This is a genomic window from Burkholderia metallica (assembly GCF_001718555.1).
GTDB classification, from domain to species: domain Bacteria; phylum Pseudomonadota; class Gammaproteobacteria; order Burkholderiales; family Burkholderiaceae; genus Burkholderia; species Burkholderia metallica.
This window is the reverse complement of sequence record NZ_CP013403.1, coordinates 2,533,792-2,557,671: the sequence shown is the minus strand read 5'-3', so window position 1 is coordinate 2,557,671 and position 23,880 is coordinate 2,533,792. Positions and strand designations below refer to the sequence as shown.

The window sequence follows — 23,880 nt, the reverse complement described above, 5'->3', positions numbered from 1 at the left end:
CCACCATGTCAGCGACTGACACGATCCCGGCGCGCGCGCCGGCCAGCTGGCTCGAACGCCGCTTCGCGCTCGCCGCGCGCGGCACGACCGTGCGCACCGAGGCGATCGCGGGTGTCACGTCGTTCCTCGCGGCCGCGTACCTGCTCGTCGTGATTCCGTCGCTGCTCGCGACGGGCGGGATGGCGCGCGGCGCGGCGACGACCGCGACGATCATCGTGTTCGTGCTGTTCACGACGCTGATGGGGCTCTACGCGAACCTGCCGTTCCTCGTCGGCCCCGGTATCGGCGGCTCGGTGATCATCGGCGTGACGCTCGCGACGACGGAGCACGTCGGCTGGCAGACGGGGCTCGGCATCGCGTGCGTGTCGGGCGTGCTGTTCTTCCTGCTGACGATACTCGGCGCGCGCGGCGTCGTGGTGCGGCTGATTCCGGTGCAGATCAAGCTCGGGCTCGGCGCGTCGATCGGGCTGTTCGTCACGATGCTCGGGCTGCGCAACGCGGGGATGGTCGTCGCGAACGCGAAGACCAACGCGTTCGCGCTCGGCGATTTCTCGCGGCCGGGCGCACTCGTTGCGCTGATCGGCCTCGCGGTCGCGATCGTGCTGCAGGCGCGCAAGGTGCCCGGCGCGATCCTGATCGCGATCCTCGTCGCGGCCGCGGCCGGCGTGCCGCTCGGCGTCACGCACCTGCCCGAGTCGTTCGTGTCGGTGCCGCACAGCATCGCGCCGATCGCGTTCAAGCTCGACATCGGCAGCGCGTTGAGCGTCGCGGCCGCGCCGTACCTGTTCGCGTTCTTCGCGGCGGAATTCTTCTCGACGCTCGGCACCGCGCTCGCGGTCGGCGCGAAGGCGAACCTGCTCGACGAACAGGGCAACCTGCCGAACATCAACCGGCCGTTCCTCGTCGATTCGCTCGCCGCGACGCTCGGGCCCGTGTTCGGCATTCCGGCGCTCACCGCGCTGATCGAATCGGCGGCGGGCGTCGAGGCCGGCGGCCGCAGCGGGCTGTCGTCGCTGGCCGCGGCCGTGCTGTTCGCGGCGATGCTGCTGTTCGTGCCGGTCGCGCTCGCGATCCCGAAGGAGGCGACCGCGCCGGCGCTGATCCTGATCGGGCTGTCGATGTTCGCGACGATCCGCCATACGCATTTCGACGACTTCACCGATGCGCTGCCCGTGATGTCGATGGTGCTGCTCACGCTGATGTCGAACAGCTTCGGCACCGGCATCGCGGGCGGGCTGCTGTGCTACGTGCTCGTCAAGCTGCTGGCCGGCCGATGGCGCGACGTGTCGTGGGGGCTCGTCGTGCTCGCGCTGCCGCTCGGCTATTACTTCTGGACCGTCGTGAAGCCGCATTGAGAGACGGCTTTCGCGATGCATTGGCACTACCGAACAAAGAGACTGACATGAACGCAACACCAGGCAACGTCCCGGCCGCGCGCACGGGCATCGAGATCACGCCGGCCCATCGGGCCTTCTTCCACGCGCTGCCGAAGGTCGAGCTGCATTGCCACCTGCTGGGCGCGGTGCGGCACGACACGTTCGTCGCGCTCGCGGCGCGCAGCGGCGCGCCGATCGAGCGCGCGGAAATCGACGCGTTCTATGCGCGCGGCGAGAAGCCGGTCGGCGTGCTGCACGTGCTGCGCGCGCTCGACAAGTACCTGCTCACGCAGCCCGACGACCTGCGGCGGATCGCGTACGAGTATCTGGAGGATGCGGCTGCGCACAACGTCCGGCACGCGGAATTCTTCTGGAATCCGACGGGAACGGTACGCGTATCGGGCATCGCGTATGCGGATGCGCAGGCCGCGATCGTCACGGCGATCCGCGATGCGGCACGCGATTTCGGCATCGGCGCACGCCTGATTCCGAGCATCGACCGCGAGCAGGATCCGGACGAAGCGGTCGCGATCGTCGAATGGATGAAGGCGAACCGCGCGGACGAAGTGGCGGGGCTCGGTATCGACTATCGCGAGAACGACCGGCCGCCGGAGCTGTTCTGGAAGGCGTACCGCGATGCGCGCGCGGCGGGTTTTCGCACGACCGCGCATGCGGGCGAGTTCGGGATGCCGTGGCGCAACGTCGAGACGGCCGTCGATCTGCTGCAGGTCGATCGCGTCGATCACGGCTACACGATCGTCGACAACCCCGAGCTGTGCGCGCGCTATGCGGAGCGCGGGATCGTCTTCACCGTCGTGCCGACGAATTCGTACTACCTGCGCACGCTGCCGCCGGAGCAGTGGGCTGAACGGCATCCGATGCGCAAGATGCCGGGCCTCGGGCTGAAGATCCATCCGAACACCGACGATCCGACGCTGCACAAGGTCAATCCGAGCGAAGCGTGGGAGCTGATGTTCGGCCATTTCGGCTTCGCCGTGGCCGAGCTGAAGCAATTCATGCTGAACGGGATCGACGGCGCGTGGGTGGACGACACGACGAAGGCCGCGTGGCGGGCGGCGTGGGCATCGGAGTTTGATGCGCTGGCCGCGCCGCTCGCGGCGGGCTGAGCGCGACCGTATCTGCCGCCGGCCGGGGTATCGACCGGCCGGCGGCGGCGCGTTCAGGTTCGGGTGCCGGCGTGTGTCGCCCGCGAAACCGGCATCGCCGCCGGTGGATCAGCGGAAGAACCGCAGCCAGTCGAACAGACCCGAATGCTGCGTGCGCCGTCGCGGCGCGGGCGCGCTGCGCGGCCGGAAGTCGGGCGAGAACTGCGCGTGCGGATCGATCGCCCGCGCGCGCAGCGCCGCATCGTAGAACGTGCCGACGATCGGCAGCGCGCTGTGCGCGCCCGCGCCCCAGTAGTCGCTGCGCAGCGTCACGCTGCCGTCGTCGAAGCCGACCCACGCACCGGCCACGAGCTGCGGATGCATCAGGATGAACCAGCCGTCCGCGTTGTCCTGCGTCGTGCCCGTCTTGCCGGCCACGTCGACGCGAATGCCGTAGCGCGAACGGATGTCGGCGCCGGTGCCGCGATCGACGACGTCGCGCATCACGTCGACCAGCGTCTGCGCGGCGGGCGCCGGCAGCGCACGTTCGGGCGGTGCGCTGCCGAACGCGGCGAGCACCTTGCCGTCGCGATCCTCGATGCGCGTGATCATCTGCGGCGCGACGTACACGCCGCGGTTCGCGATCGTGCCGTACGCGGACACCATCTCCTTCAGCGTGACGGGGCTCGTGCCGAGCGCGAGCGACGGTACCGCGTCGAGCGGGCTGTCGCGCACGCCCATCGCACGGGCGAGTTGCGCGACCTTCGCCGCGCCTTCGTGCTGCATCACCTGCGCGGTGATGCGGTTGCGCGACAGCGCGAGCGCGTCGCGCAGCGTCATCGGCTCGTCGGTCGGCGGCTCGGCATCGGTCGGGCGCCACACCGCACGACCGTCGATCGGAATGGCGACGGGGCGGTCGACGAACGTATCGCCCGGGCGCATGCCGTCCGCGAACGCGGCGCCATAGACGAACGGCTTGAACGTCGAGCCGGGCTGACGCCGTGCCTGCGCGACGTGATCGAACGGCTCGCTGTCGAAATCGGGGCTGCCGACCCATGCGCGGATCGCGCCGTTGCGCGGATCGATCGCGACGAAGCCGGCCTGCACCTGCGTCTTGCGCGCGCACAGCGTGCGCATGAATTCCCGATTGGCGCCGAGCTGCTTCAGCGCCGCGACGTCGGCAAGGCCGGTGTCGCGGGCCTGCCGATAGTCGGGCGTCTGGCGGATGAAGCCGCGGAACAGGTCGTTGCGCAGCCCGCAGCCGGACGGGCCGCGCCACGCGCCGTCGGCGATCGCCTGCAGCCGTTCGGTCTGCCGCGTCAGCGCCTGCGTGGCCATGTCCTGCAGCCGCGCGTCGAGCGTCGTGCGCACGACGAGGCCGTCCGAGTACAGGTCGTAGTCGTTGCGATCGGCCCACGCGATCAGCCATTTGCGCAACTGCACCGCGAAGTGCGGCGCGAGGCCGGGCTGCCCCGTCTGCGGCTCGAAGTCGACGCGCAGCGGCTGGCGCCGCAGTTTCGCGAGCTGCGGCGGCGTCAGCATCTGCATCTGCGCCATCCGGTCGAGCACGATGTTGCGCCGCTGTACCGCGCGTTCCGGATTCAGCACCGGGTTGTAGTAGCTGTTGCCCTTCAGCATCCCGACGAGCGTCGCGCTTTCGACGATGTCGAGCCGGTCGGCCGATTTGCCGAAGTAGGTGCGCGCGGCCATTTCGACGCCGTACGCGTTGTACAGGAACGGCACCGTGTTCAGGTAGGTCTCGAGAATCTCGTCCTTGCTGTACACCGCCTCGATCTTGAACGCGGTGATCAGCTCCTTCACCTTGCGCGTGAGCGTCGGCGCGCGGCCGACTTCATCCGGATACAGGTTGCGTGCGAGCTGCTGCGTGATCGTCGAGCCGCCCTGGCGGTCGCCGGAGAACGTGTGCAGCCCGGCCGCGATCGTGCGGCGCCAGTCGATGCCGTGATGCGCGTAGAAGCGGTGGTCCTCGGTCGCGATCAGCGCGTCGACCATGTGCGGCGAGATCTGCTTGAGCGGCACCCATTCGCGGTTGACGGGCCGGAACTCGGCGATCAGCTGGCCGTCGGCCGACAGCACGCGCGCGGGGCGGTCGATGCGCGCCTTGCGGATGTCGCCGATGCTCGGCGTGAACGGGACGAACGCGAGCAGCACCAGCAGGCCCAGCACCGGTATCGCGGCGAGCGTCAGCGCGACGCCGCGGCGGGTCGGATGACGCAGGCGGTGCAGCAGGCCGGCGGCCAGCGCGCGCACGCGCACGCGGGCGCGGCAGGCGGCGGCGAGCGGTGCGACGCGGGCGCGGCAACGGAGCCACGCGTTTCGGAGAAACGGCACGAAGCGATTCAAGGCGGCAGGGGCGCGGAAGGAAGACGCGCGATCCTAGCAAACGGAACACGCGCGCCGGCGGCCGAAACGGCCGTTTGCTTGCAGGATTTACAGACGATTACGTTTGTTGCCCGCCGACAACCTTTTAGCGCCCGCGCGGGCGCGATTCCACCGACGAAACGACGTCCGCGAGCCGCTGCGCGGCCGCCTCCATCTGCGCGCGGCCGAATCCGCCGAAGCCCAGCACGAGCCCCGGGCGGGCCGTGCCGGGCGCGAACATCGGCGACACCGCGCGTACCGCGACGCCGGCTTGCGCGGCGCGCTCGACCACGTCGAGATCGTCGATTCCTTCCGCGAGCCACAGCACGACGTGCATCCCCTGATCGCCCGGCTGCACCCACGCGCGCTCGCGCGGCAGCCGCGCGCCGAGCGTGTCGATCAGCAGCGCGCGCTGCTCCGCATACACGCCGCGCACACGGCGGATGTGGCGATCGAGATGGCCTTCCGCGATGAACGCGGCCAGCACGTGCTGGTCGGCGGTCGGCGCATGGCGATCCATCAGCACGCGTGCGCCGCAGAACGCGGGCACGAGATCGTCGGGCGCGATCACGTAGCCGAGCCTCAGCGACGGAAACAGGATCTTGCTGAACGTGCCGAGATAGATCACGCGCTCGGGATCGAGCCCCTGCAGCGACGGGAACGGATGGCCTTCGTAGCGCAGCTCGCTGTCGTAGTCGTCCTCGACCACCCACGCGTGCCGTGTCCGCGCCCACGCGAGCAGCGCATTGCGCCGAGCCATGCTGAGCGGCATGCCGAGCGGGTACTGGTGCGACGGCGTGACGAACGCGGCGCGCGCATGCGGCGCGAGGCGGATGCCGGCGTCGACGTCGAGGCCGTCCGCGTCGACCGGCACCCGCACCATCGCGTCGTGCCGCCCGGTGCTGTCGAGCAGCGCGGTGATGCCGCGATACGCGGGATTCTCGACCCATGCCTGATCGTTCGGGCCGAGCAGCACCTGGCTCGCGAGATGCAGCCCCTGCTGCGTGCCGCTCGTGATCACGATCTGGTCGGCATGGCAGCGCACCGAGCGCGAGCGGCGCACGTAGTCGGCGATCGCCTCGCGCAGCGGCAGCGCGCCTCGCGGGTCGGCATAGCCGGACGGCGCGCCGGCGCCGCGTGCGCGCAGGCGGTTGCCGAGCCGGCGCCAGATGTCGTCGGGCGCGGTGAGGCCGACCGGCACCGAGATCGCGAACGGGGTGGCCGGCAGCGGACGGAATTCGCCGGCGACGCGGGCGAAGGCGGCGGCCGGTTCGGGCAGGCCGGCGCGCGCCGCAGGGCGGCGCCGGGCCGGCGGTTCGGGAGCAGGGACGGGCGCCGCCTCCGCGAGCGCGTTCGCGACCCGGGTGCCCGCGCCGCCGCGCGATTCGAGAAAGCCTTCGGCGACGAGTTGCGCGTACGCGTCGACGACGGTGCCGCGCGCCACCTGCAGCGACGTGGCGAGTAATCTGGTGGACGGCAGCATGTCGCCGGGCCGGACGTCGCCGCGCCGCACGGCCTCGCGCAGCGCCTGCGCGAGCTGGCGGCTCAGGTCGCCGGCCGCGCGATCGAGCGTGCCGAGCGACGGGATGTCGATGTTCCGGGCCGTTCTTGCCATGATTCTGGTCTGCTGAATTTGTGCCAAACCGGCTCTACAGCATAAACCAGTTAGGGTCCACAATCGTTGCATGACGGCCCAGCGCCTGATTCATCCTCACCCCGCACGACCCTGGAGCCGACATGTACGTCCCCGCCCATTTCGACGAATCCGACCCTGACACACTGCGCGAGCTGATCGTGCGGCATCCGTTCGGCAGCCTGATCACGCACGGCGCAAGCGGGCTCGACGCGAACCACCTGCCGTTCGAACTGCTGCCGAACGACGGCGGGCTCGGCGAGCTGCATGCGCACGTCGCGCGCGCGAATCCGGTCTGGCAGGACGTCGCGAACGGCGACGAGGTGCTCGTGATCTTCCGCGCGGGCGACGCGTACATCTCGCCGACGTGGTACCCGAGCAAGCACGTGACGCACCGGCAGGTGCCGACGTGGAACTACCTGGTCGCGCATGCGTACGGGCGCATCACGGTGCGCGACGACGAGAAGTTCGTGCGCGGCATGGTCGCGCGGCTGACGCGCACGCACGAGGCGTCGCAGCCGGTGCCGTGGAAGATGGGCGACGCGCCGAAGGATTATCTCGACGTGATGCTGCAGTCGATCGTCGGGCTGCAGATCGAGATCACGCGGCTCGTCGGCAAGCGCAAGCTGTCGCAGAACAAGGCGGCGGCCGATATCCGCGGCGCCGGCGAAGCGCTGGTCGCGAACGGCAACCTGGCGATCGGCGAAGCGATGATCGATGCGGCCGACGCAGCCGACGCGAAGCGCGGGTGAGCGCCCCCGCTGCGCGCGCCCGCGCAGCTTACTGCGTGCGCGTCGCTCCGTTCGCGCCTTCACCGGCCTGCGCGAGCGCACCGCGAATCGCCGCCTCGGTCTTGTCGTACCCGCCTTCGCCATAACGCGTATAGACGACCTTGCCGTTCGCATCGATCAGGTACAGCGCGGGCCAGTACTGGTTGCCGTACGCGCGCCACGTGTCGTAGCGGTTGTCCTGCGCGACCGGATACCGGATGCCGAAGCGCTTGATCGCGTCGGCGACGTTGCCCGCGTCGCGCTCGAACGGATATTCGGGCGTGTGCACGCCGACCACGACGAGCCCCTGGTCGCGATACTTCCGGTCCCATTCCTTCACGTACGGAATCGTATGAATGCAGTTGATGCACGAGTACGTCCAGAAATCGACGAGCACGACCTTGCCGCGCAACTGGCCGAGCGTGAGCGGCGCGCTGTTGTGCCAGCGGTCGATGCCGGTGAAATCGGGGGCGGCGGTACCGGCCTGCGAGGCCGGCATGGTGGCCGCGTCGTCGCGGGTGCCCGCGAAGGCGGCGAGCCCGGCCGTGGCGGCAAGGGCGATGATGACGGCGGCGGTCTTGAGGCGGGGCAGCATGGTGTTCTCCTGAGCGGGAGGCCGCCGCGCGAGGGCGGCGGCCGGACGGGTTTCGACAGGCCCCATTAGGCGGCGCCGACGTATCTGCGATGTGTCCGGCCGGCCGCGCGTGTGCAATGTTGTGTGTCGCCACGGCGGCGCGATACATTGAGATACAAACGCGTGGCCGCCGTGCGGTATAACAGCGGACATCGCGTGCCCGCCCACCTCGAACCCGACACCGACATGGACAAGATCGACCACGTGCTGATCGTCGACGACGATCGCGCGATCCGCGAACTGATCGCGGATTATCTGGAAAAGAACGGCATGCGCGTGTCGCTGGCCGCGAACGGCCGCGAGATGCGCAACGTGCTGGACGACGGCGCGCCCGACCTGATCGTGCTCGACCTGATGCTGCCCGGCGAGGACGGCCTCACGCTGTGCCGCGATCTGCGCGCGGGCAAGTTCCGGACGGTGCCCGTGCTGATGCTGACCGCGCGCGGCGAGGAGACCGACCGCATCATCGGCCTCGAGATGGGTGCCGACGATTACCTGGCCAAGCCGTTCGCGGTGCGCGAACTGCTCGCGCGGATCCGCTCGGTGCTGCGCCGCGCGCGCATGCTGCCGCCGGGAATGCAGGTGACGGAAACGGCGGAGATGCTCGCGTTCGGCGAATGGCGGCTCGACACGACCGGGCGCCACCTGCTCGACGCCGAAGGCACGCTGGTCGCGCTGAGCGGCGCCGAATACCGGCTGCTGCGCGTGTTCCTCGACCACCCGCAGCGCGTGCTGACGCGCGACCAGCTGCTCAATCTCACGCAGGGGCGGCAGTCCGATCCGTTCGACCGGTCGATCGACCTTCTCGTGAGCCGGCTGCGCCAGCGGCTGCGCGACGGCGCGCGCGAGCCGCGTTACATCAAGACGCTGCGCAACGAGGGCTACGTGTTCTCGTCGGCCGTGACCGCCGTCGACGGTACGCCATGAGCGCGCGCATGCCGTGGCACTGGCCGCGCTCGCTGTTCGCGCGGCTCGCGCTGATCCTGTGCGTGGGCCTCGCGCTCGCGCAGACGCTGTCGTTCTGGCTCACCGTCACCGAGCGCGACCAGGCGACCACCAACCTGATGATGGGCTACATCGAGCGCGAGGTCGCGAGCTCGGTCGCGCTGCTCGATCACCTGCCGCCGGCCGAGCGGGCCGCGTGGCTGCCGCGCCTCGCGCGGCGCAGCTATGCGTTCATCCTCGGGCCCGGCGAGACCGGCACGCCGCCGGAGGCGCGGCTGTCGGCGCGCGTCGAGCGGTCGATTTCCGACGGCATCGGCGGCGACTACCCGCTGACCGCGAACGCGATCCCCGGCGACGGCGAACATCTGCAGGTGCATCTGCGCCTGACCGACGGCTCGCCGCTGACGATCGACATCCATCCGATGTCGACGGTGCCGCTGTCGGGCTGGCTGCCGGTCGTGCTCGTGCTGCAGCTCGCGGTGCTGGCCGCGTGCTGCTGGCTCGCGGTGCGGCTCGCGACGCGGCCGCTCAAGCAGCTCGCGCAGGCCGCCGATGCGCTCGGCCCGGACCTGAAGGGCGAACGGCTGAACGAAACCGGGCCGTCGGAAGTCGCGCGCGCCGCCCGCGCGTTCAACGCGATGCAGGACCGCATCGCGCAGTACATGGCCGAGCGCATGCAGATTCTCGCGTCGATCTCGCACGACCTGCAGACGCCGATCACGCGGATGCGGTTGCGCGTCGACGTGATGGACGACGACGTGCAGGGCGCGAAGCTGCGCCAGGACCTGCTCGAGATGGAGCACCTGGTGAAGGAGGGCGTGGCGTACGCACGGACGCTGCACGGCACCGAGGAAGCCGCGCGCCGCATCGATGTCGACGCGCTGCTCGACAGCATCGTGTGCGACTACACGGATGCGGGGCAGGACGTCGCGCTCCATAGCCGCGCGCCGCTCGCGCTCGTCACGCGGCCGAAGGCGCTGCGCCGCATCGTCGGCAACCTCGTCGACAACGCGCTGAAGTTCGCCGGCGCGGCCGAGATCGACGTGCGCGCCGCGCCGGACGGCGGCGCGGTGATCGCGGTGCTCGACCGCGGGCCCGGCATTCCGGACGATCAGCTCGACGCGGTGTTCGAGCCGTTCCGGCGCGTGGAGACGTCGCGCAACCGCGAGACGGGCGGCACGGGGCTCGGTCTCGCGATCGCGAAGCAGCTCGCGCTCGCGATGGGCGGCACGCTCACGCTGAACAACCGGCCCGACGGCGGCGGGCTCGAGGCGCGGCTCACGCTGCGCAATGCGGGGTAACCGGGGGCGTGAGCGGCGCGGTTCGAGGTTCGTGCCGAAGCGGATGCCGACGTCGAAACCGGGGCGCGCGACGTCACACGCGCTGCAGATGCGCGTCGACGAGTGGTGCGAGCGTCGCTGCATGCACGGCCGCGAGATCGTGCCGGCCGCCCGGCACGACGTGCAACCGCGCATCGGGCAGCCGTTCGAGCAGGCGCCGGCCGGCCGCGACCGGGCTGATCGGATCGTCGTCGCCCCACAGCAGCAGTGTCGGCTGCGCGATGCGGCCGATCTCCCGTGAGTAGTCGGCACGCAACGTCATGAACCAGTCGGGAAGTTGCGGGTTGGCTTGCGCGAAACCGGCGCGCCAGTCCTGCGCGCCGAGCGCTGCCATGTCGAGACCGCCGGACGTGACCGTCAGCACGAGGTGCGTGATCCATTCGGGCTTGTCGAGCGCCGCGCGCATCGCGATCACGCCGCCCATCGATTGCGCGATCACGGCGGTGGGCCGGTCAATCGTGTCGAGCACACGACGCACGAGGCCGTCGAAATCGTCGACGGCCGGATCGCGCGGCGTATCGCCGAAGCCCGGATAGCCGACGATCCGGCGCTCGGCCGGATGCGCCAGCAGGCCGGCGAGCGGTTGCCAGAAGGCGGTGCTGCCCGATGCACCGGGCAGGAAGAGCAGTTGCGACGGAACGGGCATGGCGGCGCGGTTTTCTGGTGAATGAAGGGTAGCGGACAAGGCGGGTGCGTCAGCACCGGCCGGTGCGCAGCGCGACGGTCCAGTCGTCGCGCCCGCGCGCTGCCGCGGTGGCGGCGGCCGTGTGCCAGTCGTACTCGACCGCGTGAAATTCGACGTTCCAGCCGGCCGCGGTGCGCGCCACCATCGCGTAGCGCGCATGCGGCGAGCCCGTTTCGATGCGGTGCGGATGCGGCAGGTCGTCGGTGTACGCCTGCAGCCCGACGCTGCCCGGGTTGACGATCAGCCGGCCGTCGTCGAGCCTGGCCGTGCGCGGGAGATGCGTGTGGCCGCACAGGATCAGCGATGCCCGCTCGTCGCCCGCGCGCTGCGCGATTTCATCGGGCGTGGCCGCGCGGCAGCCGTCGGGCGTGACCGTTTCGAGGAAATAGACGAGGTCGCTGTTCGGCGTGCCGTGCACCATCAGCACGTCGCCGTCGAGCGTCATGCGGGCGGGCAGCGCGGCGATCCAGTCGAAATGATCGGCGCGCAGCGTGTCGTGCGCCCAGCGATCCGACAGCCGCATCGATTCGCGATCGCCGGCGAGCAGTTGCCGTTCGTGATTGCCCTTGATCGTCGGCAGGTCGAGCGCGATCAGGCGGTCGGCCGTTTCGGGCGGATGGAGCGCGCCCGACAGGATGTCGCCGAGATTGACGATCACGTCGGCGCCGCGACGGCGGATGTCGTCGAGCACCGCGTCGAGCGCGGCGAGGTTGCCGTGGATGTCGGACAGCGCGGCGATTTTCATGACGGATCGGCGGGGAACGGAACGGCGATTGTCGCCAATTCGGCGCGGGCCGTCCAATCGCGCGCATGCGAAGCCGCGAGCGGTCCGGCGCGCAGCCGTGGGCGGCGCGTCAGTCGGTCGCGAGGCGCGCGTACATCGCGAAATCGCCCGGCGTGCCGCGCACCATCCTGTATGCGCGCAACAGCCCTTCGTAGCGATAGCCGCACTTCTGCAGTACGCGCGCGGAGCCTGCGTTGCTGGTCAGCACGACACCCTGCACGCGGATGAAGCCGCCGTCGGCGAACGCCCACGCGGTGACGGCCGCGCACAGCGCGCTCGCGACGCCCCGCCCCCAGTGCGACGGCGCGAGATCGTATGCGATCTCCGCCGAGCGGTTCACGGTCGACACGGTATGCAGGCCGATCGTCCCGGCGAGCTCGCCCGATGCGTCGTCGATCACGGCGAGACGGCGCACCGAATCCGGGTCGGCCGATTCGATGGTGTCGAACAGCGGCAGCAGATCGTCGGGCGAGCGCAGGTTCCAGCTCGTGTGGCGGAAGACATCGGGGTTCGTCAGGTACGCGTACCACGCGTCGAGGTCGGCGCGTTCGAGCTGGCGAAGCGACAGGCCGGGAAAGCCTGAGCGGGGCGGGTTGGCGATTCGCATCGGCATCCGCGCCTATGCGGGATGACGCCGGTACAGCGCCAGCGACCCGGCGAGCGCGACCAGCATCGCGCCGCACGTGCGTTCGAGCCACAGCGCACCCGCGCGCTCGAGCAGCCGCACCGCGCGTGCGCCGAGCAGCGCGTAGCCGAACATCACCGCGCCGTCGAGCAGCGCGAACGTGATCGCGAGCGCGACGTATTGCGGCGCAAGCGGCGCGGACGGATCGAGGAACTGCGGCAGGAACGCGGAGAAGAACAGATAGCCCTTCGGGTTCGTCACCGCCGTGACGAAGCTCTTCGCGAAGATCGACGCATTGCGCCCGGTTGCCGTGCCATCGTGCGCGGCGGCGACGTCGAGCGAACCCTTCGACATCAGCAGCCGGATGCCGACGTAGGCGAGGTACGCGGCGCCGACCCACTTCACCACCGAGAACCAGAACGCCGACGCCATCAGCAGCGCGCCGAGGCCGAGGGCGACCGCGACGATCAGCACGACATCGGACAGCATCGCGCCCGCGAAGCCGTAGGCCGCGCGGCGCACGCCGTAGCGCGAGCCGTTGGTCAGCGCGAGCAGCACGGTCGGGCCGGGTGTCGCGATGCCGACGAACGCGACGGCGGCGAAGATCAGCAGGGTGGCTGGATGCATGAAGGCGCTCCCGACGGGACGGTACGCGGTCGATTATCGGCTGCGCCCGCCCGGCGTGTACAGGCGCGCCGCACCGTGCACGCGGCCGCCCGTCGACTATCTCGATTTTGGCAAGAAACTGTTTTCATTATTCCGCTTTCGACCGAAACCGGTTCCATCTACCATGGCGGCCGCAGCGGGCATGCCCGCCGCGCCGTCGCGCGCGGACGCCGCCGGCCTCGCACCGCCGACGGACCTCGCCGCCCGCGCGCTACTCGCAACCGACAGCCAGAACAACGGGTTCACCGCCCGGAGACATACAACCATGAACAAGCAACTGATCGCAGCGCCGCTGCTGCTCTCGTTCGCGGGCATCGCCGCCGCGCAAAGCTCCGTGACGCTGTACGGCATCGTCGATGCGGGCGTCACCTATCGCAGCAACGAGCGGGTGGGCGCCGCGGGCGCGTACACCGGCCATTCGAGTGTCGGGCTGACGACCGGCAACCTGTCCGGCAGCCGCTGGGGCATCAAGGGTTCCGAGGATCTCGGCGGCGGGATGCGCGCGCTGTTCGTTCTCGAGAACGGTTTCGACATCACGAACGGCACGTCCGGCCAGGGCGGCCGTCAGTTCGGCCGCCAGGCGTTCGTCGGCCTCGGCAGCGACCGCTACGGCACGATCACGCTCGGCCGCCAGTACACGTCGCTCGACGACTTCGTGAGCCCGGTCGGCCCGTCGTCGTTCATCGGCGGCTTCGGCGCGCACCCGGGCGACATCGACGACCTCGACCAGACCGCCCGCGTCGACAGCTCGATCAAGTACACGAGCGCCAGCTATTCGGGCTTCACGTTCGGCGCGCTGTACGGCTTCGGCGGCCAGCCGGGCAGCATGAAGCAGCGCAATACGTGGAGCGTCGGCGCGGCGTACGCGGCGGGCCCGCTGCGCGTCGGCGTCGGCTACGAGCGGTCGGACAACAGCAAGACGGGCGCGACCGACCCGACCACCGGCAAATGGCAGAGCACCGACGACGGGCTGTTCAACTCGTCGATCAACGAAGGCTATGCGAGCGCGCAATCGCAGCGGGTGATCGCGACCGGTGCGACCTACGACTTCGGGCCGGCCGTCGTCGGCGTGAACTACAGCAACGTGCAGTACCGCAGCGGCGGCCAGTCGCTGTTTACCGGCCACGCGACGTTCAACGTCGCGGGCGTGTTCACGCGCTGGAACGTGCGCCCGCAGACGCAGTTGTTCGCGGGCTACAGCTACACGCGCGGCAGCGATGTCGACGGCGTGGACGACCGCGCGCAGTATCACAACGTCACGCTCGGCGCCGTGTACGACCTGTCGAAGCGCACCAGCGTGTATCTGCTCGGCGCGTACCAGCACGCATCGGGCATGACGCTCGACGCGCTCGGCCGTCCGGTGGCCGCGACCGCGTCGGTGTCCGACAAGGCGAACGGCCATTCGTCCGACTCGCGCTCGCAGGCCATCGTCAGCCTCGGCCTGCGCCAGAAGTTCTGACGCGCAGCGATCGTTGCGGACGCAACGTTGCCGGCAGCCGATGCCGGCGACGTTGCATGCCTGTACCTATGCTGTCGCCTCCATTCTTCGCGGAGACGACATGACCCGATCGCACCCGCGCGCCGGCACGACCTGTGCGCGGCTTTCCCCGCCGTTTCCCGCTTTCTCTCCCTTTCTCCCGCCGCATGCCGCTGCGCCGAATCGCGACAACGCGATTGCGCCGGACAATATTTTTTCTCTTTCATTTCAATTTCGATTTGTAATCATTTTGCCTGTTTTCCGGGAATGAAAAAGGAGTGCGGATGTTTCAGAAAAAATGACGCATTCGTATTTAACAATCCGGAAGAAAATGCCGGGGAAAAGGCGCCGGAATCATGCGGCCGGCACGTCGCTGCGGCGCAGTGAACGGGTTGGGGCATCATTGACGGGAAAGCGCCGGACGGCAAAAAGAGCGCGGTGAATAATGGGCGGTGACGGCGAATGCGTTTTATTCGGAATCACCAATTATTCATACGCGGCGATTTACAGTGTCGACCATTGAACGTTCGGGAGCATTATTCATGTCAATGAAACAAATTCGGGCGGTGTTGCTGGGAATGTGCATCGCGGTACTGGCGCAGGCGAGTTACGCACAGGCGCAATATTCGACCGACTGGCTCGCGAACACGTACGGCACGCTGGCCCAGCACGTGGGCAATGCCGCGCGCTCGATGTGGGTCGCGCCCGAGGGTGTGATCTACACGGCGTCGCGCTGGGACGAGAACGCGGGCGGCGTCGCGCTCTACCAGAACGGCCAGACGATGGGCACGATCGGCATCCACGACGAATTCCAGGGCGGCGCGATCACCGGCAACGCGACGTCGATCTTCGTCGCGCTCGGCTACAACCGCAACTTCGGCAGCGGCTCGGTGGGCCGCTACAACCGCGGCACGAACCAGCGCGACCTGCGCATCCCGGTCAGCACGTGGACGGGCCTCCCGAACCCGGACGTGATCACCGGCCTCGCAACGGCCGGCAACCTGCTGTACGCGAGCGACTTCTACGGCAACCGCGTGCGCGTCTATACGACCGACGGCGTCTGGCAGCGCGACATCGGCGTGACCGGGCCGGGCGCACTGGCGCTCGATGCGGCGGGCAACCTGTGGGTCGCACGCATGAGCGCGGGCGTGGTCGTGCAGTACAGCGCGACCGGCACGCTGATGAACACGATCCAGATGGCGGCCGGCGCGCGGCCGTCGGCGGTCTATTTCGACGCGTCGACGGGGCAGTTGCTGGTGGGCGACCAGGGCCCGGACATGAACATCAAGATCTACAGCCTCGCCGGCTCGCCGCAGCAGATCGGCACGTTCGGCGTGCAGGGCGGCTATCTCGACACGACGTCGGGCATCAAGGGGCAGGTGGGCGACAAGCGCTTCACACGCGTGGTCGGCATCGGCAAGGATTCGGGCGGCAACCTGTACGTGCTCAACAACGCGTGGGGCGGCGGCTGGGATCTCGGGCGCAACGGCAGCACCGACCTGCACGCGTACAGCCCGACGGGCGTGCTGCAATGGAAGCTGCAGGCGCTGAACTTCGAGTCGATCGCCGCACCCGACCCGGCGACGGACGGCGCCTTCTTCTACAGCGGCAACAACGTGTACACGGGCACGGCGGGCGGCACGTTCGTCGCGAACACGGTCGATCCGTTCGCCTATCCGAAAGACCCGCGCCTCGACATGAACGACTACCAGCGCGGCCAGCACTTCGGCCAGCTGGTGACGGTCGGCGGCAACCGGATTCTCGTCGCGTCGGGCCAGAACCCCGGCAACTTCAATTTCTACTACTTCACGCCGGCGACCGGCTATATCGCGAATCCGGCCGGCTCGCTGCCGGGCAAGCCGTTCAACACGACGCTGCAGGTCACGGCCGGTTTCGACATCGACGGCAACGGCGACGTGTGGGCCGGGCTGAACGGTTCGAACGTGATCGCGCGTTACCCGATGACGGGCTTCGACGCGACCGGCAAGCCGTCGTGGGGCCGCGCGACCACGACGCCCGTGCCGAGCACCGTCGCGCCGACTGCGCGCATCGTCTACCAGTCGGACAGCGACACGATGATTCTCGCGCAGGGCCTCGCGGGCAACTGGGACTGGACCGCGATGAACGGGCACATCGAGGTCTATCACGGCTGGAAGAGCGGCAACACGAACGCGCCGAACCCGGTGATCAACCTGACCAGCGCGAACCCGAAATCGATCGCGGCGGCCGGCCACTATCTGTTCGTCGGCTACGTGCACACCGTGCCGAACGTCGATGTGTTCGATCTCAACACGGGCGCGCTCGTCGCCACGCTGACCAACTCGAACACGTCGGCGATGGACGTCGGCAACGACGTCGACTCGATGTACGGGATCCGCGCGTACCTGCGCTCGACCGGCGAATACGTGATCACGAAGGACAACTACAACGGCACCAGCATGATCGTGTATCGCTGGCGTCCGTGATGCGTGCCGCAAATGTTCGCGACGCGGGCGCCGCTGCGCCTGATGCGCGGCGGCCCACGCGGAAGGTGCGCGTGAGCCGCCGCTTACCGGCCGGCCCACGCACGCATCAGGCCATCAGAACGACACCGTCGTCGTGAGCGTGACGAGCCGCGGTTCGCCGACCGCGATGATCAGGTTGTTGTTGCTCGACGGGTAGTAGGTCTTGTCGAGCAGGTTCTTCACGTTGAGTTGAAAGCGTGTCGGGAACTTGCCGATCGTCGTTTCGTAGGCCGCGAACGCGTCGACGGTCACGTAGCCGGGCAGCGTGAAGCTGTTCGCGGTGTCGCCGGAGCGTGTGCCGACGAGCCGTGCGCCGCCGCCGAAGCGCCAGCGGCCGGGCAGGTTCGCGATCGCGGTGTCGTATACCGCGAACAGGCTGCCCGTGTGACGCGCGACGTTGACGAGCGGCGTGTTGCTGTCGCGATCGGTCGCGTTCGTATACGCATAGCTGCCGATCACGCTCAGGTGGCGTGTGATCTGCCCCGCGACGTCGAGCTCGATCCCGCGCGAGCGCGCGGTGCCGATCGTCGACGTGAGGTCGCCCACCGTGACCGCGACGTTGCGCTTGTCGATCTGGTAGACCGCGAGCGTGCCGGTGATCGCCGGCTTCAGGCTGAACTTCAGCCCGGCTTCGAGCACGCGCCCGTATTCCGGCGCGAGCGGCGTGGCGACGTTCGTGGCGACGTTCGGCTTGAACGAGCGGCTCACGTTCGCGTAGGCGGTCAACGCCGGCGTGAGCGCATACGCGAGCCCGAACTGCGGCAGCCACACGCTGCCGTGCGAGCGGTCGGCGAACACGAACGGCCGCCCCATCCCCGATTCCTGCTGCCAGTTTTCCCAGCGCAGCCCGCCCACCGCGGTGAGGCGGTCGGTGAGCTTCACCGAATCCTGCACGATCGTCGAATACGCATGCACGACCGAGCGCGAATCGCTTTGCTTCGGGTTGGGCGTGCCGCCCGGCGCGAGCAGGCCGTACACGGGATCGTAGAGATTGAACCCGGTCGTCGCCTTGCCGCGGATCGTGTCGCCGCGGAAGCTGCGCTGCCGCTCGTATTCGCCGCCGACGTAGATCGCGTGGTTCATTCCGGCGAGCGTCACGTTGCCGAGCAGGCCGAGCGTCGCGATCTGGTCGGAATCGTTGCGCCCGAGGTTCGCATCGGACGAGCGCGTCAGTGCGCCGGTCGCGCTGTTGAACGCGGCGGCGCGGGTGATGTACTGGTCGTAGCGATCGCGGCCCCAGCCGTAGGTCGCACGCACGCGCCACGCGTCGGAGAAGCGGTGCTCGATGCGCGCGCGCAGCGTTTCCTGGATGCCGCTGCTCTGCGACCACGCTTGCTCGTAGCGGCGATAGCGCAGCGCATCGTCGAGCTGGCCATTCACGAGCACGGTGCCGCGATCGAACGGCGTCGTGTAGTCGACGTACTGGTAGCTGACGTCGATCGACGTGTTCGCGTCGTGCCACGACAGCGCGGGCGCGATCAGCGCGTCGCGCTGGCGGCCGAAGCTGCGCCAGTAGCGGCTCGTGTCGTATTCGCCGGTCAGCCTGAACGCGAGCGTGCCGCCCGCGACCTGGCCCGGCTTGCCGAGCGGGCCGGTGAGATCGAACGTCGCGCTGCTGCCGCCGTGACTCGTGCGCGACGCGGAAATCGAGCCGCCGAACGTGTCTTCCGGCTTGCGCGTGACGAGGTTGATCACGCCGCCCGGGTCCTGCATCCCGTAGAGCAGCGACGCGGGGCCCTTCAGCACTTCGACGCGGTCGATCGTCGCGAGATAGCTGTGCAGTACCGGCGTGCGCACGCCGTCGACGAGCACGGAGCCGTCGTTGTTCGACCCGAAGCCGCGCTTGATGAACGCGTCGCGCGTACCGCCGAGCGTGTTCGTCTGCGTGACGCCGCTGACGTTGCCGAGCACGTCGTCGAGCGAGCGTGCCTGCTGGTCCTGCATCACGCTGCTGCTGACCACCGCGACCGATTGCGGAATCTCCTTGATCGACCGGTTGTCGCCGCCCGCGATGCGCGTGGTGCGCGGCTGATAGCCGACCGTCGGCTCGACGGTGGCCGATGCGCTGACGCTGATGGCGGGGAGTTCGCGCGCGGCCGACGGCGCGGACGCGGCGGCGGACGCCGGGGCGGTGGGTTCTGCCGCCTCGGGTTCGGCGGCGAACGCATGCGTGCCGTTCGCGACGCACAGGGTGACGAGGGCAGGCAGGCTCGTGCGCCACGGACGCAAGGTCCGGGCGCGGCGGGGCGTTCGACGGGAGGGCATGAATCGATGCGAAAAGGAATGCTAAGGATCGTGTCGCGTGCCGCGGCGTTTCGCGGCGACCAAGAGGCGAATCATACAGTTAATGAGAATCATTTGCAATTATGATGAGACGCTCGCCGGCAGGCGGGCGTTGGTTGCCGGGCCGTCGGCCGTCTGCTACCGTAGCGGCCAAAATCAGACGCAGTGAAATTCAATGAGAGAGCCCGGGGGCCGCACCATGTCATCTTCCTGTCACATCGCGTTTCGCGCGACGCTGCGCACCGCGCACGACAATGCGGGTGGTGAAGGCATCACAGCCGTGTTCCGCCATTCGAACGACTAAAACCACGAAAGCGCATTCATCGGGCGTCGTGCCGGGCAGCCGGCGCCGCGCCGCCTTCCATGACTTCAACCACCACGCTTGACGGGAGACCATCCATGAAAAAGATTTCCGCACCGTTCGCGGCGGCCGCGCTTGCCGCCTGCGCGATGTTGGCGGGCGTTCACCAGACCGCCCGCGCCGCGTCGGACGCCGAACCCGCGATCGACGCGCACTACGGCGCCGTGATCGAGGCGTATACACAGGACATGGCCGCCGCGAAGACGAAATACGACGGCAAGCGCCTCGCGTTCGTCGGCGCCGTGATCCGGATGGGCAGCGACCCGGGCGGCACGTACTTCGGCGCGCTGACCGCCGACGGCGAGCAGTTCGACACGCATTTCGACGTAGCCGACCAGGCTGCGCTGAAGCCGAAATTCCCCGGCGGCGAGATCAAGCCGTTCGTCACGTCGGCGGGGTTCCGCTTCAGCTGCGTGAACGAGGGCTATGTCGATGCGCCAGTGCTGCCGGGGTTGAAGCTATCGCATTGCCGGCTCGCGAACTGAGCAGGCGCGGGCGCCGCCCCGCGTTCAGAATTTCTGCTGGATGCCGGCCATCACGCCGAGCTGATTCATCCCGGTGCCGACCGTCCCGCCGGCGGCGACCGCGTTCGCGGCCAGCGTGCTGTTGAACATGTAGCCCACCGACGTATAAACGGTCGTCCGCTTCGACAGGAAATAGTTCGCGCGGCCGACGAGCAGCGTGGCGTTCGTGCCGCCTTCGCTGTTTTCGCGGCGTTGCAGGTAGCGTACGCCCTGCAGGTCGAGCGCGAGGTAGGGCGTCGCGTAGTACGTGCCGCCGGCAAATACGATGTCGGCCTGCAGGTGTTCGGCCGCCGCGAGGTTGCGGCGGATCCACCCGGCGCCCAGTTTCGCGGGGCCGATCTTCACGTAACCGGCGACGATGTCGCGCGTGTCGGTGTACGCCGGATTGTTCAGCGGCGCGAGCGCGCCGCCGCCGCCGCGCATCACGTCGTGCGACGCGGCGAGCCCGAAATTGCTCGCGTCGTATGCGAGCATCGCCGTGTACTGGCGGCAGGCGACGATGTCGCCGGGCACCTGTCCGGCGCAGCCGGTCGCCGACGGCCCCGCCGGCCCGGCCGCATCGCGGCCGAAGCTGTAGGTGGCGCCGAGCGTCACGCCGTGGAACGTGCCCTTGTAGCCGATCGCATTGTCGCTGCGCGCGTTCGGCAGATACGAATCGAAATCCGCCATCGAATGAATCGACGGGCCGATCACGTCGGCATTGGTCAGCACGATCATCGACATGTTCATCTGGCGGCCGAGGGTCAGTGCGCCGAACGGACCGTTCAGCCCGACGTTCGCCTGCCGCCCGAACAGTCGCCCGCCGTAGTTCAGCGCGCCGGTGCCGGGCTGGAAGCCGTTTTCGAGCACGAAGAACGCCTGGTAGCCGCCGCCGAGATCCTCCATGCCTCTCAGCCCCCACCGTGACGGCACTTCGCCGGTCAGCGTCGGCATGCCCGTGAACGATCCGCCGTGCGCGGCGTTGTTGTAGTAGGACACGCCGGTATCGATGATCCCGTATAGCGTGACGCTGCTTTGCGCGCAGGCCGGTCCGGCCAGCGCGATCGCCGTCGCGAGTGCGACGCCCAGTTTCGTTTTCATGACTGTCTCCAAACAGTATGTAGATGTACTGATATTTTTTTAGTGCCCGGCTATTCCGGGCGGCCGACGGGTGTCGGCGAGACTGCGGGCGTCGCGTGTTACGGCATCGCCGGGTCGCGTTGCCGGTGCGGCGCCGCGGTGCGCGTACCCACCAGGGTGACGGCGACTGCCGCGCCGGCCATCGGCAGGAGGAACGCGAGATAGAGATGGGACACCGACCAGCCGTCGTCCAGCAGCGCACCGACGGTCATCGGCGACAGGATCGCGCCGAGGCGGCCGATGCCGACCGCGAGGCCGATGCCGGTCGTGCGGATTTCGGCGGGGTACGGCGTCGGCGACAGCGCATACATGCCGGCCACGCACGCATTGATCACGGCGCCGAGGAATACCGCGACGGTCATCCCGATGCCGAGCGAGCCCGTGTTCGCGCCGAACACGACCATCAGCACACCGCCGAGCAGCAGTGTCGCGCCCAGCAAGTTGCGCAGGCCGAAGCGCGTCGACAGCAGGCTGAAGAGCGATGCGCCCGCAATGCCGCCGAGGTTGAGCAGTACGCCGCCGGTGACGCCCTGCGATGCCGACAGGCCGGCCTGGACCAGCAGCTTCGGCGTCCAGCTCACGACGAAGTAGAAGCTGCCCATCACGAGGAAGAACGCGACCCACAACGCGATCGTGCGGCGCGTGAGCGGCGCGCGCAGCACGGCGGTCCAGCCCGACGCGGGGCCTGCCGTGTCGATGGACAGGGCGGCGGCCGGCAGCGCGTCGATCGGGGCGCGCTTCATTCTCGCGAGGATGCGGTTGATTTTCTGCAGCGCGTCGTCCGGGCGCCTCGCCAGCAGGAAGTCGAGCGATTCCGGCAGCAGCGCGAGCACCATCGGGATCGACAGCAAGGTCAGGATGCCGCCGAACGCGAACACGCTGCGCCATCCCCACGTCGACAGCAGATAGCCGGCGACGACGCCGCCGGCGGTGGCGCCGATCGCGTAGCCGGTCGACTGCATGCCGATCGCGGCGCTGCGCCACTTGTTCGATGCGTACTCGCCGCTGATGACGGTCAGGCTCGCCAGCATGCCGCCGATACCGAGCCCCGTATACGCGCGTGCGATCGCGAGTTGCAGCGTGCTGTGCGTGGCCGCGCACGCGAGCATCCCGGACGAGATCACCGCGAGGCAGAGCAGGATGATGCGCCGGCGGCCGACGCGGTCGGCCAGCGGCGCGATCAGCACGGAGCCCACGCCCATGCCGGCCAGCCCGGCACTCAGCAGCAGGCCGATTTCCTTGCCGCTCAGTTTCCATTCGGCCGCGAGGTGCGGCGCGGCGAACGCGACGGCCAGCACGTCGAAGCCGTCGAGCATGTTCAGCACGATGCAGGCCGTGACCGCCATCGTCTGGAACGCGCTCATCGGGGATTCGTCGATCGTATTGCGGATAGGTGCGCTCACGTCAAAGATCCTTCATAAAATAGTAGGACTAATCAAAAGGGATGGACCAGAAGCCTGCGGCAGCGGACGGGATAAAGGTGAATGCGCGCGCTGGCGGGCATCTCCGGGAATACCCGCGTTGGCCGGCACGCGTCGCTGGCGGGCAGGCGCGATGCTTACGCGGGTTCGGGTTGCCGCAGCAGCCGCTCGATCACGCGCCGCGCGCGATTGGGGCCCGCGTCGACGTGAATGTCGATCTGGCGACCGTCCGGAAACCGCAACTGATTCCGGTATTGCGCTTCGATCACGGTCTTGTCCTCGTCGAACGTCGCCGCGGATTGCTCGATGACCGTTTGCGCGACGCGCTCGACGTCGTGTTGCGGATTGGTCGCGACGGTCCAGAAGTAGTGCGTGGTCGTTTCGGTCTCTGGCGTGATGCCGTGGAAGCCGCGCATGTGAAAGCCGCCGCGGGCCGGATCGTGCAGGTCGCCGGTGCCGGCGTCCATCGCGCCGGTCCAGATCCGGATGTGCGACACGTGGAACTCGATTTCCTGCCAGCGATCGACGCGCGCCGCGAACGGCCATGCGGCCGTGTAGGTCGGCGGCGGCTCGGAATCCGGCATCCGGCGCACCAGCGTCACCGTGTCGCCGTCGCTGCTGACGCGGGTTTCCGCGCCCATGTGCAGCGGCGCGTTGCCGCCGATCGTTTTCAGATGGACGTAACCGAGGTGGCTCAGGTCCATCAGGTTGTCGTGTATCAGTTGATACGGCGCGTCGTAATGGTAGCGGCCGCCGCCGAACCGGTAGTGCGGATCGCCGTGGAACGCGTAGCGCGGCGGCGCGCAGGTCGGTCGAGCCTGCGCGTCGGCGCCGATCCAGATCCATACGATCGCGTCCTGCTCCTGCACCGGATACGACGACACGCACGCCTTGGCCGGAATCCGGTCTTGCCCGGGAATCTCCACGCATGCACCGCTGTGGTCGAACAGCAGCCCGTGATAGCCGCAGCGCAGGCCGCGCGCTTCGAGCGAGCCGCACGACAGCGGCAGCGACTTGTGGCAGCAGCGATCCTCCAGCGCGCCGACTTCCCCGGACGGCAGCCGGAACAGGACGACCGGATGGCCGAGCAGCGTGCGGGCGACGGGTTGGTCCGTCAGCTCGGACGACAGCGCGGCGACCCACCAGCGGTCGACGGGAAATTTCGCACTATTAAACGGTGGTCCGGCGTGTCGTTCCATGGTTCGTCTCCAGTATTGTGTTTGGCCGCCGCGTATCGGGCGGTCC

At 68.8% G+C, this 23,880-nt stretch carries 20 protein-coding genes; 9 read left to right on the top strand and 11 right to left on the bottom strand.

Translation table 11 applies throughout. The features are described 5' to 3' along the window. The first annotated feature begins 5 nt into the window (after positions 1-5). On the top strand, positions 6-1,355 hold the full coding sequence (locus tag WJ16_RS30840; protein WP_069260743.1) for an NCS2 family permease: 1,350 nt from the start codon (positions 6-8) through the stop codon (positions 1,353-1,355). 47 nt (positions 1,356-1,402) lie between these two features. After that, positions 1,403-2,503 (top strand): adenosine deaminase, encoded by a 1,101-nt coding sequence (gene add, locus WJ16_RS30835; RefSeq protein ID WP_069260742.1) that lies wholly within the window; start codon positions 1,403-1,405, stop codon positions 2,501-2,503. A gap of 108 nt (positions 2,504-2,611) precedes the next feature. Here the strand turns inward: add and WJ16_RS30830 are convergent, their stop codons facing one another. Further along, a complete protein-coding gene (locus tag WJ16_RS30830) occupies positions 2,612-4,846 on the bottom strand; it encodes a penicillin-binding protein 1A (RefSeq protein WP_069260741.1) in 2,235 nt (744 codons plus the stop codon). Between the two features lie 124 nt (positions 4,847-4,970). Continuing rightward, complete coding sequence (gene pdxR, locus WJ16_RS30825) at positions 4,971-6,479, bottom strand: MocR-like pyridoxine biosynthesis transcription factor PdxR (protein WP_069260740.1); 1,509 nt, start codon at positions 6,477-6,479, stop codon at positions 4,971-4,973. A 122-nt stretch (positions 6,480-6,601) separates the two neighbouring features. On the opposite strand from pdxR, the gene WJ16_RS30820 reads away from it, so the two are divergent. Beyond that, a complete protein-coding gene (locus WJ16_RS30820) occupies positions 6,602-7,249 on the top strand; it encodes an FMN-binding negative transcriptional regulator (protein WP_069260739.1) in 648 nt (215 codons plus the stop codon). A 28-nt stretch (positions 7,250-7,277) separates the two neighbouring features. On the opposite strand, the gene WJ16_RS30815 is transcribed toward WJ16_RS30820, so the two are convergent. Further along, positions 7,278-7,862, bottom strand: a complete 585-nt coding sequence (locus WJ16_RS30815; protein ID WP_069260738.1) for a thioredoxin family protein — start codon at positions 7,860-7,862, stop codon at positions 7,278-7,280. A 225-nt stretch (positions 7,863-8,087) separates the two neighbouring features. On the opposite strand from WJ16_RS30815, the gene WJ16_RS30810 reads away from it, so the two are divergent. Together WJ16_RS30810 and WJ16_RS30805 are read left to right on the top strand one after the other, a co-directional pair. Then, the gene (locus tag WJ16_RS30810) at positions 8,088-8,828 is read left to right on the top strand and encodes a response regulator (protein ID WP_069260737.1); all 741 of its coding nucleotides are present in this window, start codon (positions 8,088-8,090) and stop codon (positions 8,826-8,828) included. Continuing rightward, entirely contained in the window at positions 8,825-10,147 is a 1,323-nt protein-coding gene (locus tag WJ16_RS30805; protein ID WP_069260736.1) for an ATP-binding protein, read from the top strand. The genes WJ16_RS30810 and WJ16_RS30805 overlap by 4 nt, the downstream gene beginning before the upstream one ends. A gap of 73 nt (positions 10,148-10,220) precedes the next feature. Here the strand turns inward: WJ16_RS30805 and WJ16_RS30800 are convergent, their stop codons facing one another. The 4 genes from WJ16_RS30800 to WJ16_RS30785 all read right to left on the bottom strand — a co-directional run bounded on the left by WJ16_RS30800 (position 10,221) and on the right by WJ16_RS30785 (position 12,907). Then, a complete protein-coding gene (locus tag WJ16_RS30800) occupies positions 10,221-10,832 on the bottom strand; it encodes an alpha/beta fold hydrolase (protein WP_069260735.1) in 612 nt (203 codons plus the stop codon). Between the two features lie 49 nt (positions 10,833-10,881). Further along, positions 10,882-11,616 (bottom strand): metallophosphoesterase family protein, encoded by a 735-nt coding sequence (locus WJ16_RS30795; protein ID WP_069260734.1) that lies wholly within the window; start codon positions 11,614-11,616, stop codon positions 10,882-10,884. 109 nt (positions 11,617-11,725) lie between these two features. After that, positions 11,726-12,262 (bottom strand): GNAT family N-acetyltransferase, encoded by a 537-nt coding sequence (locus WJ16_RS30790; protein WP_069261240.1) that lies wholly within the window; start codon positions 12,260-12,262, stop codon positions 11,726-11,728. A 12-nt stretch (positions 12,263-12,274) separates the two neighbouring features. Continuing rightward, entirely contained in the window at positions 12,275-12,907 is a 633-nt protein-coding gene (locus WJ16_RS30785; RefSeq protein ID WP_069260733.1) for a LysE family translocator, read from the bottom strand. Between the two features lie 304 nt (positions 12,908-13,211). On the opposite strand from WJ16_RS30785, the gene WJ16_RS30780 reads away from it, so the two are divergent. The 3 genes from WJ16_RS30780 (at position 13,212) to WJ16_RS30775 (ending at position 16,888) form a co-directional block, all read left to right on the top strand. Continuing rightward, on the top strand, positions 13,212-14,405 hold the full coding sequence (locus WJ16_RS30780; protein ID WP_069261239.1) for a porin: 1,194 nt from the start codon (positions 13,212-13,214) through the stop codon (positions 14,403-14,405). Positions 14,406-14,505: 100 nt separating this feature from the next. Next, complete coding sequence (locus WJ16_RS35160) at positions 14,506-14,694, top strand: hypothetical protein (RefSeq protein WP_157126884.1); 189 nt, start codon at positions 14,506-14,508, stop codon at positions 14,692-14,694. A 271-nt stretch (positions 14,695-14,965) separates the two neighbouring features. After that, positions 14,966-16,888 carry an SMP-30/gluconolactonase/LRE family protein gene (locus WJ16_RS30775; protein WP_069260732.1) on the top strand — a complete coding sequence of 641 codons (1,923 nt, stop codon included), beginning with the start codon at positions 14,966-14,968 and terminating at the stop codon, positions 16,886-16,888. A 114-nt stretch (positions 16,889-17,002) separates the two neighbouring features. Here the strand turns inward: WJ16_RS30775 and WJ16_RS30770 are convergent, their stop codons facing one another. Further along, the gene (locus tag WJ16_RS30770) at positions 17,003-19,192 is read right to left on the bottom strand and encodes a TonB-dependent siderophore receptor (protein WP_069260731.1); all 2,190 of its coding nucleotides are present in this window, start codon (positions 19,190-19,192) and stop codon (positions 17,003-17,005) included. Between the two features lie 417 nt (positions 19,193-19,609). Here WJ16_RS30770 and WJ16_RS30765 point away from each other — a divergent pair, with 417 nt between their 5' ends. Then, positions 19,610-20,056 carry a hypothetical protein gene (locus WJ16_RS30765; protein WP_069260730.1) on the top strand — a complete coding sequence of 149 codons (447 nt, stop codon included), beginning with the start codon at positions 19,610-19,612 and terminating at the stop codon, positions 20,054-20,056. Positions 20,057-20,080: 24 nt separating this feature from the next. On the opposite strand, the gene WJ16_RS30760 is transcribed toward WJ16_RS30765, so the two are convergent. From WJ16_RS30760 to WJ16_RS30750, 3 genes are all read right to left on the bottom strand, one after another. Beyond that, positions 20,081-21,175: a porin gene (locus WJ16_RS30760; protein ID WP_069260729.1), complete on the bottom strand. Its 1,095-nt coding sequence runs from the start codon at positions 21,173-21,175 to the stop codon at positions 20,081-20,083. Positions 21,176-21,273: 98 nt separating this feature from the next. Beyond that, positions 21,274-22,617, bottom strand: coding sequence for an MFS transporter (locus tag WJ16_RS30755; protein ID WP_069260728.1), 1,344 nt, complete (start codon positions 22,615-22,617; stop codon positions 21,274-21,276). Positions 22,618-22,772: 155 nt separating this feature from the next. Beyond that, positions 22,773-23,834: an aromatic ring-hydroxylating dioxygenase subunit alpha gene (locus tag WJ16_RS30750; RefSeq protein WP_069260727.1), complete on the bottom strand. Its 1,062-nt coding sequence runs from the start codon at positions 23,832-23,834 to the stop codon at positions 22,773-22,775. Between the last annotated feature and the right edge of the window lie 46 nt (positions 23,835-23,880).